A 17,370-nucleotide genomic window follows, 5' to 3' on the forward strand; every position below is an offset into this window, starting at 1 on the left:
TTTTCCGGGGGAACGAAGGAAGGGAGAGGGGGATTGCCATGAAGGAAAAACGGATCGTGCTCGGTGTCACAGGTGGGATCGCTGCTTTTAAAGCCGCTTCTGTCGCCAGCGGGCTTGCGCAACGCGGATATGATGTGAGAGTGATTATGACCAAGTCGGCAACTCAATTTATCACCCCTCTTACAATGCAGATCTTGTCCCGGCATCATGTGGCAGTCGACACCTTTGATGAATATAATCCCGAAGTGGTGAACCATATCGATCTGGCCGATCACGCCGATTTGTTTATCATTGCCCCGGCGACGGCCAATATCATTGCCAAAATGGCCCTTGGACTCGGGGATGACATGCTGTCGACAACCTTATTGGCCACGCAGGCCCCGATCGTGGTTGCACCGGCGATGAACGTACATATGTACGAAAATCCGGTCGTGCAAAAAAATCTCGCGACCCTGAGAGAGCGGGGCGTCTTTTTCATTGAACCGGGGCAAGGGCATCTGGCCTGTGGTTATGTGGGAAAAGGACGCATGGCAGAGCCTGAGGAAATCATCTCGTGGGTGGAAACGTTTTTTGCCGGAGGGAAACCGCTCGCCGGAAAAACGGTGCTGATCACGGCGGGACCGACGCAGGAACCGATCGACCCGGTGCGCTACATCTCCAATCACTCTTCCGGCAAGATGGGATTTGCCCTGGCGGAAGCAGCCGCCAAGGCCGGGGCGGAAGTCATCTTGATCGCCGGGCCGGTTTCGCTGCAAACACCGGAGAGGGTGAAAAGAATCGACGTCGTGCGGGCTTTGGAAATGAGAGAAGCGGTTTTACACTATTTGCCGCAAGCCGATATTATAATAAAAGCAGCCGCTGTATCCGATTACCGGCCGTTGCAGGAACATGGGCAAAAGCTGAAAAAAACGGCGGATCAACTGACCCTCACGCTGACGAAAACGGAAGATATCGCCAGCGAAGTGGGAAAGAGAAAAAAAGAGCATCAACTATTCGTGGGATTTGCCGCAGAAACACAGCGGGTTGAGGATTATGCCAGAGAGAAGCTCGAGCGCAAGGGGATGGACCTGATTGTGGCGAATGATGTGACCTTACCGGGAGCGGGCTTTGGAACGGAAACGAATATCGTGACGGTTTATGACCGGCAGGGAAAAGTTCTGTCGTTGCCGCTGATGAGCAAGGCCGAAGTGGCAGCGGAAATCATCCGGCTGATCGGAGAACGCTTGCATGGGAACTGATGCCGGTTTGATTGCTGAAGTGATTGTCGATGTACCGGCCAAAGCCACCGACCGTCCCTATGATTACCGGATTCCGACTGAACTTTTTACGGAGGTGCAGATCGGCAGCCGGGTAAAAGTGCCGTTTGGCCCGCAGAAACGGATCGGTTATGTGGTCAATATCAAAGAACGGCCCGCTGCCGGACGCCTGAAATCGATTCAGGAGGTAATGGATTTTGCGCCCCCGCTCACTCCGGAACTGGTGCAGCTCGGGTTTTTTATGGCCAATGAGTATTTGTGCCGTACGATTACCGCTCTCCAATCGATGATTCCTGCCGTACTGAAGGGAACCTACCAAAAAGTCGTCCGTCTGCACCCGGAGGCCGGGCGAAAAGAAGAAACGCTGCTCAGCCTTTCTGCCAAGTCATTATTGGTTCACCTGCGCGAGCAGGGGGAGTGCGCATGGGAGGATGCTCTCCGTTTTGCAGGAGTGGATGCCTCTCTCCTGAGGCAACTGAGCGAGGAGAAATGGGTGGTTTTGGAGGAGAGAGTCGGCGATCGTGTCACGAAGCAAAAAGTGATCTTCGTCCGGCCCAAAAAACCGGAGGAATTGGCAAACGCCGCTGCTTCCCTGTCGGCCCGGGCGGTCAGACAAAAAGAAGTGCTTCGTTTTTTTGAAAAAAGGCCGCAAGAGATCGCGTTGCCCGATTTGCTGTCAGAACTGGGTGTCGCCCGTTCCACCGTAAAAACGCTGGTCGAGGCGGGATTTCTTGAATGGGAGGAACGGGAGTTGTATCGCGATCCCTTTGCCCATCGCCAGTTTGAGCGGACCGCTCCTTTGCCACTGACGCCTGAGCAGTATCAAGCCTTTGCGTCGATCGTGGCCCCGATCAGGGAACGCTGTTTCCGCTCCATTTTGCTTCACGGGGTGACGGGGAGCGGAAAAACGGAAATTTACCTGCAGGCGATCGCCGAAGTGATGCAGCAGGGGCGGGAAGCGATTGTACTGGTTCCGGAAATCTCGTTGACACCGCAGATGGTCGACCGTTTTAAAAGCCGGTTTGGCGATCTGGTGGCCGTGTTGCACAGCGGGCTTTCCGGCGGAGAACGCTATGATGAATGGCGCAAAATCCGGTTGGGTAAGGTTAAAGTGGCAATAGGAGCCCGCTCGGCGATTTTTGCCCCATTCCAAAATGTGGGGCTGATCATCATCGACGAAGAACACGAATCCTCTTATAAACAAGAAGAGAATCCGAAGTATCACGCGCGGGACGTTGCCCTGTGGCGGGCACAACACCATGGGGCTGCCCTGGTTCTCGGTTCGGCCACTCCGGCGGTGGAAACGGTTGTGAGCGCACAGCAGGGATGGCATGAGTGGGTGCAGTTGAAAGAGCGGGTAAAAGGAAGACCGTTTCCGCAGATGGAGATTGTCGATATGCGGGAAGAATTGCGCAAAGGAAACCGTACCATGTTCAGCGAGCGGTTGAAGGAGGAATTGCTTTCCTGTGTCAACCGGGGGGAACAGGCGGTTTTATTCCTCAACCGCCGCGGTTTTTCCACTTTTGTCATGTGCCGGGAATGCGGCGAAGCGCTAGTCTGCCCCCACTGTGACATCTCGCTTACCTACCATCAGACCAACCGGACGGTGCGTTGTCACTATTGCGGTTTTGCCCAGCGGATGCCGGGGGCGTGTCCGCATTGCCAAAGCAAACATATCCGTCATTTCGGCACGGGTACGCAACGGGTCGAAGAAGAACTGGCACGGCGTTTTCCCGGTCTGCGTGTGATTCGCATGGATGTGGACACCACCAGCCGGAAAGGGGCGCACGAACGGTTGCTCAACGCATTTGGCTCCGGAAAAGCGGATGTTTTGCTGGGAACGCAAATGATCGCCAAAGGATTGGACTTTCCGCAGGTGACGCTGGTCGGGGTGATCGCCGCCGATTCCATGCTGCATCTTCCGGATTTTCGGGCTGCCGAACGGACGTTTCAATTGTTGACGCAAGTGAGCGGCCGGGCCGGGAGGCATGAAAAGCCGGGCCGGGTGATCATTCAAACATACAGCGCTGACCATTACAGCATTGAACGGGCCGTTGAGCATGACAGCGACGGTTTTTACCGACAGGAAAGCATCATTCGGAAACAGCATGGATATCCTCCTTTTTACGGCTTGTTTACCCTCTTGTTAAGCCATCCGGATCGCGTTTCCCTGATGCGGCAGGGACAGGAAATGGCGCGTTTTCTGGGAAAGAATTTACCGAAGCGGACGCGGCTCCTGGGTCCCGTTCCCGCGCCGATTCCGAGGCTGAAAGATCGTTATCGTTTGCAAATGTTGATCAAATATCCCCCTTTGGATGAAGTAACCGCAGAAAAGTGCAAAATTTGCTTGCGGGAACTGGAGATGCGGATCGATGACGGGGATTTAAGGTTCAGCATAGATCGAGATGGAATTGTTTGGGAAAGGAGTTTTCATGAAAATGGCCATTCGTAAAATTGTGCAATATCCCGATCCCGTCCTGAAACAAAAGGCAAAGCCGGTGACCAAATTTCACGCGCGCTTGGCGAAATTGCTCGATGATATGGCGGAGACGATGTATGACGCTCGTGGCGTTGGATTGGCTGCGCCGCAAGTCGGAATCCTGAAGCGGGCAATTGTGGTCGATGTCGGAGAAGGGCTGATTGAAATGGTAAATCCGGAAATCGTCGAGAAAAAGGGAGAACAGATTTCTCCGCCGGAAGGCTGCCTCAGCATTCCCAATCTGCTCGGGGAAGTGCGCCGGGCCAACTGGATCAAGGTCAAAGGGCAGGATCGCCACGGAAATCCGGTGGAAATCGAGGCGGAAGGATACCTGGCGCGTGCCTTCCAACATGAAATCGATCATCTGAACGGCGTTTTGTTTATTGATGTGGCTGAACGCGTGTTCCGCCCGGATGAAGAGGAGGAAGAGGATTGACGGATCAAGTCAAAGTCTTGTTTATGGGAACTCCGGATTTCGCCGTTCCCTCCTTGGAATCGCTGGTACGGGAAGGCTATCATGTGATCGGGGTGGTGACCCAGCCTGATCGGCCCAAGGGCCGCAAGAAAGAATTGACTCCTCCCCCGGTTAAGATGGCGGCGCAAAAGCTGGGACTGCCCGTTTACCAGCCGGAAAAGTTGCGCGATCCGGAAGCGGTGGAAAGAGTATTGTCGCTGAAGCCGGATTTGATCGTCACAGCCGCCTACGGGCAAATTTTGCCGGAAGCTATTTTAAAGGAACCCAAATTCGGCTGCATTAACGTCCACGCTTCCCTCCTGCCGAAATATCGTGGGGGAGCCCCGATCCATCACGCGATCATCAACGGGGAGAAAGAAACCGGCATCACGATCATGTATATGGTCAAAGCGCTGGATGCGGGAGATATCATTTCACAACGCTCCATTCCGATCACGGATGATGATGATGTCGGAACCATGCATGAGAAGCTGAGCGTCCTCGGAGCTGAACTGTTGACGGAAACGTTGCCTCTGCTTCTGGAAGGCAAGATAACAGCGGTCAAACAGGATGAAAGTCAGGTAACCTATGCGCCCAATATTACGCGTGATGATGAAAAAATCGATTGGACACGCACGGCCATGGAACTTTGGAATCAGGTGCGAGGCCTTTATCCTTGGCCTGTCGCCTTTACCACTTGGAAGAATCAGCCGTTTAAAATTTGGCGGGCGAAGCCGGTTGAAAAACAGGCTACGGCCGAACCCGGGACAGTGGTGCAGATTGATGAAGCCGGGATTTTGGTCGCGACCGGAGGCGGACATTTGCTGTTGCAGGAGGTGCAGCCGGCGGGAAAACGCAGGATGCCGGTGGCTGAATTCGTGCGCGGGCGGCAGATGACGGTTGGAGAACAGTTAGGGGATCGGAAATGAAGAAAGCCACAGCCCGGGAAGTTGCGCTTGATATTCTGATTGAATATGAAGAAAGGCACTCATACAGCAATCTTCTCTTAAACCATGCTCTGGAAAAAAGCGGGCTGGATGACCGGGACAAGCGCCTGGTGACCGAGCTGGTGTACGGGACGATTCAGCGGATGAATACGCTTGATTGGATATTAAATTCCCTGGTTAAAAAAGGAACCGGTTCATTGGAGCCCTGGGTGGGCCAGCTGTTGCGCCTGGGAATTTATCAACTGGCCTATCTGGATAAAATTCCTTCCCGTGCAGCCGTTCACGAAACCGTACAGATCGCCAAAAAGAGAGGACATAAGGGGATTTCCGGATTGGTTAACGGAGTGATGCGGTCCTATCTGCGGCAGAAGGAGAGACTGACGCCTTCCGCCTTTCCGAAGAACATCAAGGAAAAAGCCCTTTATTATTCCCATCCGGAATGGATGGTGCGCCGGATGGAAGAAGTATACGGTGAAGAAGAATCCCGCCTGATGTTCACTTCCAATCATGTTCCGCCCAAAGTAAACATTCGCGTCAACTCCCTGCGCCTGACGCGGGATCAATTTATTGAAAAATGGGGAAGGCAGCAGGAGGGGAAGGCCCTCCCCTCTCCTGTTTCACCCGACGGCATCCGGATCGAGCGAGGCGGGAATCCGGCTTTCTCCTTGCTGTTCCGGGAAGGAGACTGTTCAATTCAGGATGAAAGTTCCATGTTGGTCGCTCCGGCGCTTGATCCGCGGCCGGGGATGAAGGTGCTCGATGTTTGTGCGGCCCCGGGCGGGAAAACGATGCATATGGCGGAACGGATGAAGAATGAAGGTTCCATTTTGGCTTGTGATATTCATGAGCATAAATTGGAGCTGATCTCTTCCAATGCAAACCGGCTGGGGATTACCATTGTCACTCCGAAAAAGGCGGACGGAAGGGAGCTGGGCAAAGAGATCGCCAGGGAGACTTTTGATGCCATTCTGCTGGATGCCCCTTGCTCCGGGCTGGGGGTGATTCGCCGCAAACCCGATATCAAATGGAGCAAAGAAGCCAGGATGATCGACCCGCTGGTGCAGATGCAGAAGGAGTTGCTGGAAGCAGTTGCGCCGCTTCTGAAACCGGGCGGAGTGCTCGTCTACAGCACCTGCACCATTGAACCGCGTGAAAACCAGGAGCAGGTCGAGGCCTTTTTATCCCGCCATCCGGAGTTTTTTGCCGATGAAAAATGGCAGGAAAACCTGCTTCCGCTCGTGCGGGAGCGTGCCATCATCGCCGGTGGATGGCTGCAAATCCTGCCGCATCATTTTATGAGCGACGGTTTTTTTATCGCCCGGATGATCAAACGGCCATCGTGAAGACATGGCCCGAAACGGGATGACGACGGAAGGAGCCGGAGCGAAGAGAATGACCAAAAAGGCGGCGTGAACCGGCATATGGAGGCTGTGTGATCAAGTTGAACCATTCACCGCAACAGGTGGATGGTTTTTTTTGTCTTCATTTTCCATATTCCGTATTATTTTGCATGTTTTTCATGCATGTCGGGCAGGTTATGAATGGTGATGTGAATGAAGAAAGCGTCGTATCGAATCTTGCGCTTAAAAGAGCGCAGGAAGCAGAAAAAGCTGGAACAGCATAATGAAAGCCAGCTGAGCAAAGCGGTTCAGGAGGAAACGCACATTTTTGACACAGAGGCCAAAAATGTGGAGTTTATCAAGAATATCCTGAAAGAGTGTTCCGACCTGGTCGTGCGCACCTTTGTGATCGATGTGCCGAAAGATTTGAAATCCTCGGTTGTCTATCTCGATGAAATGGTGCAAAAAGATATCAATCACAACTTTATCATCCGCCCCCTGATGAAATACAGCGATAAACGAGAATCAGTCAATGACTTGTATGATGAGGTGTACAACCATCTGGTTCAGGCGGGTGAGGTCAAAGAGATCGAAGATATGAAGAGTGCACTTGATGCCATTCTCTCCGGGGATACGGTTGTTTTTTTGGATAATTTCCGTAAGGCTTTGGTGGTCGGAACCAAAGGGTGGACTACCCGGAGTGTGAGTGAGCCCCATGCGGAATCCGTCGTGCGGGGCCCCCGTGAAGGGATGAGTGAAACCGTAGTGTGCAGCCTGTCGATGATCCGCCACCGGTTGCGCGATCCGTTCCTGAGAGTCAAGTACTTTACCAAAGGGAAACGAACCAAGACCACTGTCGCTCTTCTTTATATCGAAGGTGTTTGCGATGAAGAAGTCGTGAAAGAAGCTGAAAAGCGCATTCAGGATATCCAGATTGACGGAATCCTCGAGTCCGGCTATGTTGAAGAGTTTATAGTCGATCAGATGTGGACGCCGTTTCCGCTGATCCAAAATACGGAGCGTCCGGACTCGGTTGTCGCCCATCTGCTGGAAGGACAGTTTGCCATCCTTGTGGACGGCAGCCCTTATGCTTTGATTGCCCCGGCTGTATTCAGCCAGTTTTATTACAGCTCGGAAGATTATTATGAGCGGTATCTGATCGCTACCTTTTTGCGGTTTATCCGCTTACTCAGTCTGTTTATTGCGCTTTTGCTGCCGTCCCTGTATATCGCATTCGTTTCCTTCCATCCTGAAATGGTTCCTTCAAAGCTGTTGATCGCCATGGCGGCCGGCCGGGCCACCGTGCCTTTTTCACCGATTTTGGAAGCGTTGTCGATGGAAATCAGTGTGGAGATTTTGCGTGAGGCGAGTATCCGCTTGCCTTCGCCGATCGGGCCGACCATCGGAATTGTCGGCGGTTTGGTCATCGGACAGGCGGCGGTACAGGCCGGATTGATTTCACCTGCGTTTGTCATTGTCGTCGGGCTGACCACCATCAGTTCCTATGCCAATCCGAGTTACAGCGCTGCCATCTCGGTTCGGTTGTTGCGCTTTCCCATGATGATGTTTGCCGCAGCCTTTGGACTGTACGGGATCATGATCGCCATGATGCTGATCATCCTTCACCTGGTGCAGCTCCGTTCATTTGGCGTTCCCTATATGTCCCCGTTTGCACCGCTTAATTTAAAAGCGTTGAAAGATACTTTGATCCGTGTTCCGTGGCCCTGGATGAAAAAACGGCCGGAGATTTACAAGGTAAACGATGTTGTGAGACAAGGCGGGGGAGAAAAATGAATCAACAGCAATTAACAGATGGTACGAGATACAGTATTACAGTGTATCAGGCTTTTACCATAGTTGTTTCCACCATCTATGGGGTTGGTGTACTCAGTTTGCCGCGCGATGTGGCGGAAGTCAGTGGTAATGACATGAGCTGGATTATTATCGTCAGCGGGATTTTTGTCGGAATTATCATCGCCTTGCTGACTGCTCTTTGCATGAGGTTTCCAGGGCAGACCATTGTCCAGTTTGCTCCCGAGATCTTGGGAAGCAGGAGGAGCCACTGGTTGGGCAGATTCCTGACTATCATTGTCTTGTTGATCATCGCCCTTTACTTGGTATCGGGCATCTCCATGAGTGTCCGTATATTTGGAGAAGCGATGGTGAATGCGGTCTTGGTGAATACGCCAATTGAAGCGGTAATCTTGGTTCTGCTTATTTCGGTTGCCATTGCGGCGGGCAGTGAATTCGGGATCGTGGCCAAATATAATGAGCTATTGATGTTGCTGAATTTCCTCCCATTAGTCATCGAAATATTTGCTTTCATTCAACGGGGAGAGAGTACCAATCTCCTGCCTTTGCTGCAAATGAACACTTCACAGTTGCCCAAAGCAATGCTAAGCGGCGCTTTTGCTTACTCCGGGTACAGTGTGCTCCTGATGTTTTCCGGATTTTACAAACAACCGATGAAAGCGTGGAAAGCCCATTTATTCGCCATTGGAACAATTATTGTCCTTTACTGGATAAAATGTGTGGGTACATTATCCATTTTCGGCAAAGATGAACTGGTTCGGGTCATGTATCCCGTATTGGAAACAGGAAAAGTGATCCGGCTTCATGCCATGCTGTTTGAACGGTTGGAGTCGGCCATTCTGTCGATTTGGCTGGTGCTCGTATTTACGTCAGTGTTAAATCTGTATGCCTGTACTGTGCAGATGGTGATCGAATTTTTCCGACTGAAAGGACGGTATCGCCGCTGGATCGCCTTTGCTTTTGCCCCGGTTCTTTATGTTATGGCTATGGCTCCAGAAAATATGGGGGAAGTGGGCAAATATGCGGAACGAGTTGGAATTTTTGGTTTTCTTACGGACTGTTTGCCCATTTTGCTGCTTGTGATTGCCATCCTGCGTCGCAAGAAAGGGGAAATGCCGCGTGAAATATCTTCTTCGCGCTAAGGGGTTTATCGTTTTGCTCAGTTTGTTCTTGCTGACGGGTTGTTGGGACAGTATTGAAATTGAAAAGCGGGCGGTGATTGTCTCCCTGGCAATTGACAAAGGAAAAAAGGGATATGAGGTAACCGCACAAGTCCCCAGTCCCGGGCAAATTGTCGGCGGAGGTGGCGGAGGTGGCGGCGGCGGGGGAAAAGGCGGCCCCGGCGCCGTTCAATCGTTCACCGCTGAGGGGGAAACGCTGAGAGATGCCTTAAGCGAATTGCAAAGCAAGGTAAACAATCCGATCTTCCTGGGGCATTTGCAAACGTTGCTGTTAAGCAAGGATGTGGCAAAAGAAGGGATTTCAAGGCATCTGGACGCTTTGCGCCGCAGCCCGGAAATCCGCAGGCACATGTGGCCGATTGTGATCGATGGCAAAGCGAAGGAAGCCATGAAAACGCAGGTCGGATTGGAACCGATTCCGACCGATTACCTTCGTGATCAGATCGATACCGGAGTGAAAATAGGAAAACTCCCGACGATTGAGCTGGGCCAAGTGATGATTGAATTGTCCAATCCGCAAAAGCGAAATCCGTTGATCAATATGTTTAAGGCGCAGAAAGAGCAGTTTGACTGGGAAGGGATGGCTGTGTTTCGCGGGGATCGCATGGTCGGAGTATTAGATGAGAGATTGCTCACCCCGATCATGCATATCCGCAGACAGCGCTCCGGAGCTGATCTGTCCGTCCCTTGCGGAAAGGCAGAAGGAACCTTCTTTTTTCATCCGGAAAATGCCCGCAGAAAGATCACAGTAAAAAACGGGAAAGTTGACATACAGGTGAAAATAGAAGGAGAAATTAATGAAAAAACTTGTCCGATCCAGATCACAGAAAAATCAACCTACCAACAACTGAGCCAATTGGTTGCCAGGGAATATGAGAAGATTGCCAAAAAACTGGTCGAGCGTTCACAAAAAGAGTTTCGCGTCGATGTGATGGGGATCGGGAATTATGTGCACGCCTTCTATCCGAAATTCTATGAGAAAATGCAATGGAGAAGCCGATATGCAAACATACCGATCCAAATTCATTACAAAGTTACGCTCAGACGCATCGGCCTGGAATCCAGTTAGGGGATGAACAGCGCAGGGACATGGAGGGTGCGAAAAAATCTTCACGACCTGTCCCTTTTTTTTGGATTGTACTATGATATAATAAGAAAAGTTTTGATGCAGGGAGAACCCTGCTTTTTATTGACGTAAGGCAGTTTTCGAAGAATTGGTGAGAATGAATGGTGAAAACTTTTGCATATGATTTATCTTATCAGGAATGGAAAGATTGGATGACTCGCCACGGTCACCCCGAATGGCGAGCCAACCAGATCATGGATTGGCTCTATGTCAAACGCGTCGATTCGTTTGGCGACATGACAAATTTGCCGAAAAACATGCGTGCAGAATTAAGTGAATTCTTTCACCTGATGCCGCTTCAAGTGATTACGACTCAGGTATCCCGCGATGGAACGGTGAAGTTTCTGTTCGGTCTTCACGACGGACATGCGATTGAAACCGTGATTATGCGTCATAACTACGGGATCAGCGTCTGTGTGACGACACAGGTGGGATGCAGGGTCGGTTGCACTTTTTGCGCTTCGACACTCGGAGGATTGAAGCGAAATCTGAGCGCCGGCGAGATCGTGGCACAAGTGGTTATGGCGCAGAAATATCTTGATCCGTCATCTGAAAAGGTCAAATCGGTTGTGGTGATGGGTTCGGGTGAACCATTTGAAAATTATGAACCGACGATGAAGTTTGTTCGCATAATCAATGACGGGCACGGACTCAATATTGGCCAGCGCCATATCACGGTATCCACCAGCGGAGTCGTTCCCAATCTCTACCGGTTTGCCGACGAAAATTGGCAGGTAGGCCTGGCGATTTCCCTTCATGCTCCCAATACCGAACTCAGGTCCAAGCTCATGCCGATCAACCGGCGTTATCCATTGGCGGAATTATTGGACGCATGCCGGTACTATTTGGAAAAAACCGGGCGTAGACTCACTTTTGAGTATGCCCTGATCGGCGGGAAAAACGACCAAAGCGAACATGCTCATGAACTGGGCAAACTGCTTAAAGGGATGAATTGCCTTGTCAATCTCATTCCGGTAAACTATGTTCCGGAGCGAAATTACACACGTACACCGAGAAAGCAAATTTTCGAATTTAAGCGAATCCTGGATTCCTATCATGTGAATACCACGATTCGCCGGGAACACGGGCATGATATCGATGCAGCGTGTGGACAACTTCGTGCCAAACACAGTCGTCTGAGCTAGGAGAGCTTCAGCGGTTTTCTGACGATTTCGTTTCGCCTATCACCTTTTTCAACAGAAATGATATGAATACCTTTTTCAACAAAAGAAAAAAGGCAGCAATCGATCCGGCAATGAATCGGTCTACGGGATTTCCTCTTGATAAAGGTCAATACAGGGAATACTAGAAAGGGAAAGGGGTAACCGGAATGGAGCTTGCACGGCGCACTGACATCGGTCGTGTGCGTGACCTGAATGAAGACAGCACAGGCCTGGTTTTGACCAAATCGGGAACTGTGATCGCGATCGTCGCCGACGGAATGGGCGGTCATCAAGCTGGCGATGTAGCCAGCCGCGAAACGGTCGACACCATTGAAAAGGTGCTCCGGGCGGAAAACCTGGATGTTTCGACTGATGAAAAAAGCGATCTGCTTCTGCATGCCGTAGGAAAGGCCAATGAGAAAGTATTCAGGATGGCCGAGCAGAACAGCCAGTTATCCGGCATGGGCACGACGGTAATCGCCGCGATCGTCGATCAACACGAAGTGGTTCTGGCTCATGTTGGGGACAGCCGCGCCTACATGCTGCACAAAAACGGGCTGTATCAACTGACCGAGGATCATTCGTATGTCAACATTCTGCGAAAGAATGGACAAATCACGGCCGAAGAAGCGCGCAACCATCACCTGCGCAATATGATCGTTCGAGCTGTCGGTACAAATGAAGATGTCGAAGTCGATCTGATAAATACACCATGGAGCAAGGACGATATTTTCCTCATGTGTTCCGATGGACTCACCACGATGGTTAGCGAAAGGGAGATTGGACTTGTCCTCTCATCTACATCCATGACGCTGGACGAAAAAGCCGATAAATTGATCGAATTAGCTTTGGAAGCCGGCGGGGCGGATAACATTTCCCTAATTCTTCTAAGACATACAGGTGGGTCAGCTACATCTTAATTGGGTTCAAGGAGGAACAGGTGACCATGCAGATGGAAGGGAAGAAGCTGGGGGGACGTTACGAAATAGTCAGCCGTGTCGGCGGCGGTGGAATGGCGGTCGTATACAAAGCAAAAGACTTGCTGTTAAACCGTTATGTCGCGATTAAAGTGTTAAGTGATTCCCTCAGTAATGACTCGGAGTTTATACGTCGTTTTAGCCGGGAAGCACAAGCTGCCGCGAGCTTGTCCCATCCCAATATTGTCAATGTGTATGATGTGGGGAAGGATCATTATACTCATTACATTGTCATGGAGCTGGTTGAAGGGCCGACGCTGAAACAATACATTCAGGAACGGGGACCGCTCCCGGCGCAGGAAGCGGCCGCCATCGCGATCCAAATCTGCGACGGTTTGGCTCATGCCCATGAAAATCAGATTGTCCACCGCGATATCAAACCGCATAATATCCTGCTCGGAGCCAATGGCAGAGCGAAAGTGACCGACTTCGGGATTGCCAGGGCGGCAAGTTCCTCTACGATTACCCAAGAAGGTTCCGTCATGGGTTCTGTCCATTATTTTTCACCGGAACAGGCGCGGGGAGGTGTGATCGGGGAAAAATCCGATCTCTACTCCTTGGGGATTGTCCTGTATGAAATGCTGACAGGCCGCCTGCCGTTTGACGGCGACTCCGCGATCAGCATTGCTTTGAAGCACCTGCAGGAGATTCCGGAAGATCCGCGCTCAATCAATCCGAACATTCCCGATGCGCTGGCGGAAGTGATCCTGTGCGCATTGGACAAAGACCCTAACAAACGCTTCAGCTCCGCCCGCGAGATGCTGAAGGCGATCCAGCAGGCAGCCAATATCGGGCCCCGCCTGGAAGCCAACTGGGCCGGAACCCGTTCCAAACCGACACAGCGCGATCTTTATCAAACCATTCCGCTTTCGGAGGATGAGGAAGGCGAATCCCCGGTGGCAACCGCTGTTGAACCACCTTCTTATCACTCGCCGATCCAGCGTCCGGAAATTCGCAGCGGTCAGCGTAAAGGGCAGGTCGCTTCCAACGCGCTCGGTGACAAAACGCTGGCCAATCTCGAACGGCTGAAGAGTGCTCCCAACGACAGCGAGCGTACCATGTTCCAGCGCACGGTCGTTTGGCTGGAAAATGTGCAAGCCAATCTGCCTTGGTGGCAAAAACTTTTGTTTGGCCTCATTACAATTATCATCATCCTGGTTTTGACCATATGGGGCTTTGACACGATCTGGGGCTTATTCTCAGGCGGAAGTGAAGATCAGACGGTGACGGAAAATACCGGAAAACCGGTGAAAATGGAATTGTTCACGAACTTGGATGAAGCTAAAAAATGGTTGGCGGACAACGGTTTTCCAGAGCCCAAAATCATACCAAAACCGAAAGAAGGAGTCCAACCGGGGCAAATTTGGGATCAAGAGCCACGGAACGGAACGATGGTAGACGACCCCGCAAACACGCAAGTGAAAATTTATGTAGGTGTGGAGGGGGCTATAGTCGACAATTATTATGGAAAGTTTGAATCTGCCGTTCACAGCAGCAAATTGGCAGATAAGCCCTATAAAGTCGAACTGTACAGATGTCCGGATCCGGCCGGGCAAAGTGTAGGTCATGCCCATATCTTTAGGCAGGAGCCGGAAGCGGGTACTTTCATTAAAAAGGGCGGAGTCGTGAAGGTTTACAGTTATATTGCGAATGAACCAAAGTGTGAATTGGTTCCAGGTTGGTAATCAAACTTTGACAAAGGAGGTCTTATATGCCTGTCGGGCAAATTGTAAAAGCCATCAGCGGGTTTTACTACGTGCGCACGGACGGGGGCGATATGCTCCAGTGCCGGGCGCGCGGGGTGTTCAAGTTTGACAAGAAGAAGCTGACCCCGCTGGTCGGCGATATCGTCGAGTTTGAAAAGACGGGGCAGAACGAAGGCGTGGTGACCTCCGTTCAGCCCCGTCGCAATGAACTCATTCGTCCACCCATCGCCAATGTCGATCAGGCGGTGGTTGTTTGTTCTTTGCGGCAGCCTCGGTTTCAGCAAATGCCGGTCGATCGTTTCCTCGTGCACGGGGAGCGTGAAGGACTGGATCTTGTGATAGTTCTCACAAAAAGGGATTTATTGAAGAACAACGGCGAAATTGAACGGATCAGCGCGATTTACCGGCCGGCCGGCTACAAGGTAATCGCGACCAGCGTCGTCACTGGAGAAGGCATGGATGAACTGAAGGCGGTGCTGGCCGGAAAGGTATCCGTGTTCGCCGGCCAATCGGGAGTGGGAAAAAGTTCACTCCTCAATCATCTGTTGCCGGGAATGCAGCTTTTGACCGGACAAGTGAGCAAAAAAATCGCCCGCGGGCGCCATACAACGAGAACGGTGGAATTGTTGCCCATGGAGACAAACGGACAAGTGGCGGATACACCCGGTTTCAGCCAATTGACTTTTCAGGGATTTGAACCGACAGAGCTCGGCGATTATTTTCCCGAAATTCGCGAGCGAGCACCGGAATGCCGGTTTCGCGGCTGTTTGCACACCGGGGAGCCGGGTTGTGCAGTAAAAGCGGCGCTGGAGCAGCAAGAAATCGACGAAAAGCGTTATCAAAACTATACGCAGTTTTTGGCAGAAATCAAAGATGCGCTGGCGAGGAGGTATTAGCATGATCAAGATTGCGCCATCGATTCTGTCGGCCGACTTCGCCCGGTTGCAGGAAGAGATTGCCGACGTGGAACGGGCAGGGGCTGACTGGATTCATATTGATGTGATGGATGGTCATTTTGTACCCAACATCACGATGGGGCCTTTGGTAGTGGAGGCGATTCGCCCTCATACGAAACTGCCGCTCGATGTTCACCTGATGATTGAGGAACCGGACCGATATATTGAAAGGTTTGCCAAAAGCGGCGCTGATCTGATTTCGGTTCACCAGGAAGCGTGCCGACATTTGCACCGCACCGTCCACCTGATCAAGGAGCAGGGCGTGAAAGCGGGTGTTGTCCTGAATCCGGCGACACCGGTCGCGATGATTGAACCGATTTTGCGCGATGTTGACCTGATTTTGCTGATGACGGTCAATCCCGGATTTGGCGGGCAGGCGTTTATCCCGGACGTACTCGACAAGATTCGCGGATTGCGCCGGCTGATCGATGCCCAATCTCTTCAGGTCGAAATTGAAGTGGACGGCGGCATCAATCAGGAGACGGCACAGCTGGCAGTTGAAGCGGGAGCGACGGTGCTGGTGGCCGGATCGGCGGTGTTTGGCCAAAAAGACCGCGAGGCCGCCATCGCTGCCATCCGCCGTGCTGGGACGGGAAGCCGCGGTTAAGCAGTGAGAAGGAGAGAAACACCATGAATTCATCCACACGATTGGTAACGATGCTGGAAGTGGCGATCATGACAGCGGTCGCAGCTGTATTGGATAAGCTGACACTGTTTGAAATGCCAAACGGCGGTTCGATTACCCTGGTGATGATCCCGATCGCCGCCGTTTCGTTCCGGCGCGGGGTGAAAGCAGGACTGTCCTGTGGCTTGCTGACCGGATTGTTGCTGCTCATTACCGGCGGTTATGTGGTCCATCCGGTGCAGGCGGCGCTTGATTATCCGATCGCTTTTGCCGCTTTGGGGCTGGCCGGGCTCTTTCGCATTCGCGAACATTATGCGCGCAAATGGAAAGCTTCACTGGCCGGTTTCGGGCTTTTGTTTGCCGGCGCGTTTCGCCTGTTGTCCCACTTTATTTCCGGGGTTGTCTTTTTTAAACAATACGCTCCGGCAGGCCAGTCCGTCTACCTCTATTCACTTCTTTACAATGTCACCTATCTGTTGCCCGAAGTGATCATTTCGTTCGTTGCCGTTCTTTTGATCCTATATTCCGCTCCGCAATTGATCACACGGCAATCGTAAAAGCGGGAGTGAATCATGTTGAAGCAAAAAGTGCTGGTGGTGGCGGGGGGAGATTTGACGGCGGAGGAGATCGCCCTGATCGATCCGGAAAAGTATTATATCATTACGGCGGATGCCGGTGCGAAAAAGCTGGTTCAGGCGGGAATCACTCCCCACCTGGCCGTGGGTGACTTTGATACCGCCGGTGAGGAGTTTGCCGATGAACTGATGCAGTCGGGGATCGAGGTGGAGCGATTGCCGGCGGAAAAGGAGGAAACCGACCTGCATTATGCCCTCACAAAGGCGCTTGAGCACCAAACCGGAGGGGAAGTGCTCATTTTGGGAGCGCTGGGTGGAGCCCGCCTCGATCATTTGCTTGCCAATGTGGGGCTTCTGGAATGGCTGGAGGCCCGTGGGACCCGGGGGGTTTTGCTCCATTCCAGCAACCGGGTCCGCTTTTTTTCCGGCCCGGGTAAAATCGAGTTGAGGCAAGGAGAATTCCCCTACATTTCTTTGATTCCGGTTTCCAGAGAAGTGACGGGAATTGTGACAGACGGGCTAAAATACCCTCTGAAAAATGAAACGCTTTATCGCGGATTCACACGCGGGATCAGCAATGAATTGGCAAGCGGATCCGGCTGGGTCTCGATCCGTTCGGGAAAATGCCTGCTGGTCGAAAGCCGCGACCGCTAAGGAATATGGCGTTCACCCCAAGCAATTTTTTCTCCTGTTCTAGGTACACATTGAACTCTATAGAATATAAATAAGATGAAGAAAACACGGTCATTATCTTTTATCATTGCAGCGTAAGG

At 51.9% G+C, this 17,370-nt stretch carries 15 protein-coding genes; all 15 read left to right on the forward strand.

The genetic code is table 11. The features are described 5' to 3' along the window. Positions 1–38 precede the first annotated feature (38 nt). The 15 genes from coaBC to I8U18_RS02865 all read left to right on the forward strand — a co-directional run bounded on the left by coaBC (position 39) and on the right by I8U18_RS02865 (position 17,251). On the forward strand, positions 39–1,238 hold the full coding sequence (gene coaBC, locus I8U18_RS02795) for a bifunctional phosphopantothenoylcysteine decarboxylase/phosphopantothenate--cysteine ligase CoaBC (protein ID WP_033100285.1): 1,200 nt from the start codon (positions 39–41) through the stop codon (positions 1,236–1,238). After that, on the forward strand, positions 1,228–3,708 hold the full coding sequence (gene priA, locus I8U18_RS02800; protein ID WP_198064457.1) for a primosomal protein N': 2,481 nt from the start codon (positions 1,228–1,230) through the stop codon (positions 3,706–3,708). The genes coaBC and priA overlap by 11 nt, the downstream gene beginning before the upstream one ends. Then, positions 3,695–4,171 (forward strand): peptide deformylase, encoded by a 477-nt coding sequence (gene def / locus I8U18_RS02805; RefSeq protein ID WP_033100286.1) that lies wholly within the window; start codon positions 3,695–3,697, stop codon positions 4,169–4,171. The genes priA and def overlap by 14 nt, the downstream gene beginning before the upstream one ends. A 23-nt stretch (positions 4,172–4,194) precedes the next feature. Beyond that, positions 4,195–5,118: a methionyl-tRNA formyltransferase gene (fmt, locus tag I8U18_RS02810; RefSeq protein ID WP_198055728.1), complete on the forward strand. Its 924-nt coding sequence runs from the start codon at positions 4,195–4,197 to the stop codon at positions 5,116–5,118. Continuing rightward, positions 5,115–6,479: a 16S rRNA (cytosine(967)-C(5))-methyltransferase RsmB gene (gene rsmB, locus I8U18_RS02815; RefSeq protein WP_033100287.1), complete on the forward strand. Its 1,365-nt coding sequence runs from the start codon at positions 5,115–5,117 to the stop codon at positions 6,477–6,479. Before fmt ends, rsmB begins: the two co-directional genes overlap by 4 nt. A 210-nt stretch (positions 6,480–6,689) precedes the next feature. Continuing rightward, positions 6,690–8,270 (forward strand): spore germination protein, encoded by a 1,581-nt coding sequence (locus tag I8U18_RS02820; protein ID WP_198055677.1) that lies wholly within the window; start codon positions 6,690–6,692, stop codon positions 8,268–8,270. Continuing rightward, positions 8,267–9,430 (forward strand): GerAB/ArcD/ProY family transporter, encoded by a 1,164-nt coding sequence (locus tag I8U18_RS02825; protein WP_198055678.1) that lies wholly within the window; start codon positions 8,267–8,269, stop codon positions 9,428–9,430. The genes I8U18_RS02820 and I8U18_RS02825 overlap by 4 nt, the downstream gene beginning before the upstream one ends. Further along, positions 9,408–10,538, forward strand: a complete 1,131-nt coding sequence (locus I8U18_RS02830) for a Ger(x)C family spore germination protein (RefSeq protein ID WP_198064458.1) — start codon at positions 9,408–9,410, stop codon at positions 10,536–10,538. Before I8U18_RS02825 ends, I8U18_RS02830 begins: the two co-directional genes overlap by 23 nt. A gap of 158 nt (positions 10,539–10,696) precedes the next feature. Beyond that, positions 10,697–11,740, forward strand: a complete 1,044-nt coding sequence (gene rlmN, locus I8U18_RS02835) for a dual-specificity RNA methyltransferase RlmN (RefSeq protein ID WP_033100290.1) — start codon at positions 10,697–10,699, stop codon at positions 11,738–11,740. Between the two features lie 185 nt (positions 11,741–11,925). Next, a complete protein-coding gene (locus tag I8U18_RS02840; RefSeq protein ID WP_033100291.1) occupies positions 11,926–12,678 on the forward strand; it encodes a Stp1/IreP family PP2C-type Ser/Thr phosphatase in 753 nt (250 codons plus the stop codon). Positions 12,679–12,710: 32 nt separating this feature from the next. Then, on the forward strand, positions 12,711–14,420 hold the full coding sequence (gene pknB, locus I8U18_RS02845) for a Stk1 family PASTA domain-containing Ser/Thr kinase (protein WP_232330929.1): 1,710 nt from the start codon (positions 12,711–12,713) through the stop codon (positions 14,418–14,420). Positions 14,421–14,446: 26 nt separating this feature from the next. After that, the gene (gene rsgA, locus I8U18_RS02850; protein ID WP_033100292.1) at positions 14,447–15,337 is read left to right on the forward strand and encodes a ribosome small subunit-dependent GTPase A; all 891 of its coding nucleotides are present in this window, start codon (positions 14,447–14,449) and stop codon (positions 15,335–15,337) included. Position 15,338: 1 nt separating this feature from the next. Beyond that, positions 15,339–16,004, forward strand: a complete 666-nt coding sequence (rpe, locus tag I8U18_RS02855; RefSeq protein ID WP_198064459.1) for a ribulose-phosphate 3-epimerase — start codon at positions 15,339–15,341, stop codon at positions 16,002–16,004. Between the two features lie 23 nt (positions 16,005–16,027). Then, positions 16,028–16,579 carry an energy-coupled thiamine transporter ThiT gene (gene thiT / locus I8U18_RS02860; RefSeq protein ID WP_198064460.1) on the forward strand — a complete coding sequence of 184 codons (552 nt, stop codon included), beginning with the start codon at positions 16,028–16,030 and terminating at the stop codon, positions 16,577–16,579. Between the two features lie 15 nt (positions 16,580–16,594). Further along, the gene (locus I8U18_RS02865) at positions 16,595–17,251 is read left to right on the forward strand and encodes a thiamine diphosphokinase (protein WP_198055682.1); all 657 of its coding nucleotides are present in this window, start codon (positions 16,595–16,597) and stop codon (positions 17,249–17,251) included. Positions 17,252–17,370 lie beyond the last annotated feature (119 nt).

It is taken from the genome of Thermoactinomyces sp. CICC 10522 (assembly GCF_016055075.1).
GTDB classification, from domain to species: domain Bacteria; phylum Bacillota; class Bacilli; order Thermoactinomycetales; family Thermoactinomycetaceae; genus Thermoactinomyces_A; species Thermoactinomyces_A daqus.

What these genes read in the sequence shown, in the direction of transcription:
- thiT (WP_198064460.1), top strand. Translation starts at nt 16,028, where the DNA reads ATGAATTCATCCACACGATTGGTAACGATGCTGGAAGTGGCGATCATG.
- rsmB (WP_033100287.1), top strand. Translation starts at nt 5,115, where the DNA reads ATGAAGAAAGCCACAGCCCGGGAAGTTGCGCTTGATATTCTGATTGAA.
- rpe (WP_198064459.1), top strand. Translation starts at nt 15,339, where the DNA reads ATGATCAAGATTGCGCCATCGATTCTGTCGGCCGACTTCGCCCGGTTG.
- I8U18_RS02840 (WP_033100291.1), top strand. Translation starts at nt 11,926, where the DNA reads ATGGAGCTTGCACGGCGCACTGACATCGGTCGTGTGCGTGACCTGAAT.
- rlmN (WP_033100290.1), top strand. Translation starts at nt 10,697, where the DNA reads ATGGTGAAAACTTTTGCATATGATTTATCTTATCAGGAATGGAAAGAT.
- priA (WP_198064457.1), top strand. Translation starts at nt 1,228, where the DNA reads ATGGGAACTGATGCCGGTTTGATTGCTGAAGTGATTGTCGATGTACCG.
- fmt (WP_198055728.1), top strand. Translation starts at nt 4,195, where the DNA reads ATGGGAACTCCGGATTTCGCCGTTCCCTCCTTGGAATCGCTGGTACGG.
- I8U18_RS02865 (WP_198055682.1), top strand. Translation starts at nt 16,595, where the DNA reads ATGTTGAAGCAAAAAGTGCTGGTGGTGGCGGGGGGAGATTTGACGGCG.
- I8U18_RS02820 (WP_198055677.1), top strand. Translation starts at nt 6,690, where the DNA reads ATGAAGAAAGCGTCGTATCGAATCTTGCGCTTAAAAGAGCGCAGGAAG.
- def (WP_033100286.1), top strand. Translation starts at nt 3,695, where the DNA reads ATGGCCATTCGTAAAATTGTGCAATATCCCGATCCCGTCCTGAAACAA.
- I8U18_RS02825 (WP_198055678.1), top strand. Translation starts at nt 8,267, where the DNA reads ATGAATCAACAGCAATTAACAGATGGTACGAGATACAGTATTACAGTG.
- coaBC (WP_033100285.1), top strand. Translation starts at nt 39, where the DNA reads ATGAAGGAAAAACGGATCGTGCTCGGTGTCACAGGTGGGATCGCTGCT.
- rsgA (WP_033100292.1), top strand. Translation starts at nt 14,447, where the DNA reads ATGCCTGTCGGGCAAATTGTAAAAGCCATCAGCGGGTTTTACTACGTG.
- pknB (WP_232330929.1), top strand. Translation starts at nt 12,711, where the DNA reads ATGGAAGGGAAGAAGCTGGGGGGACGTTACGAAATAGTCAGCCGTGTC.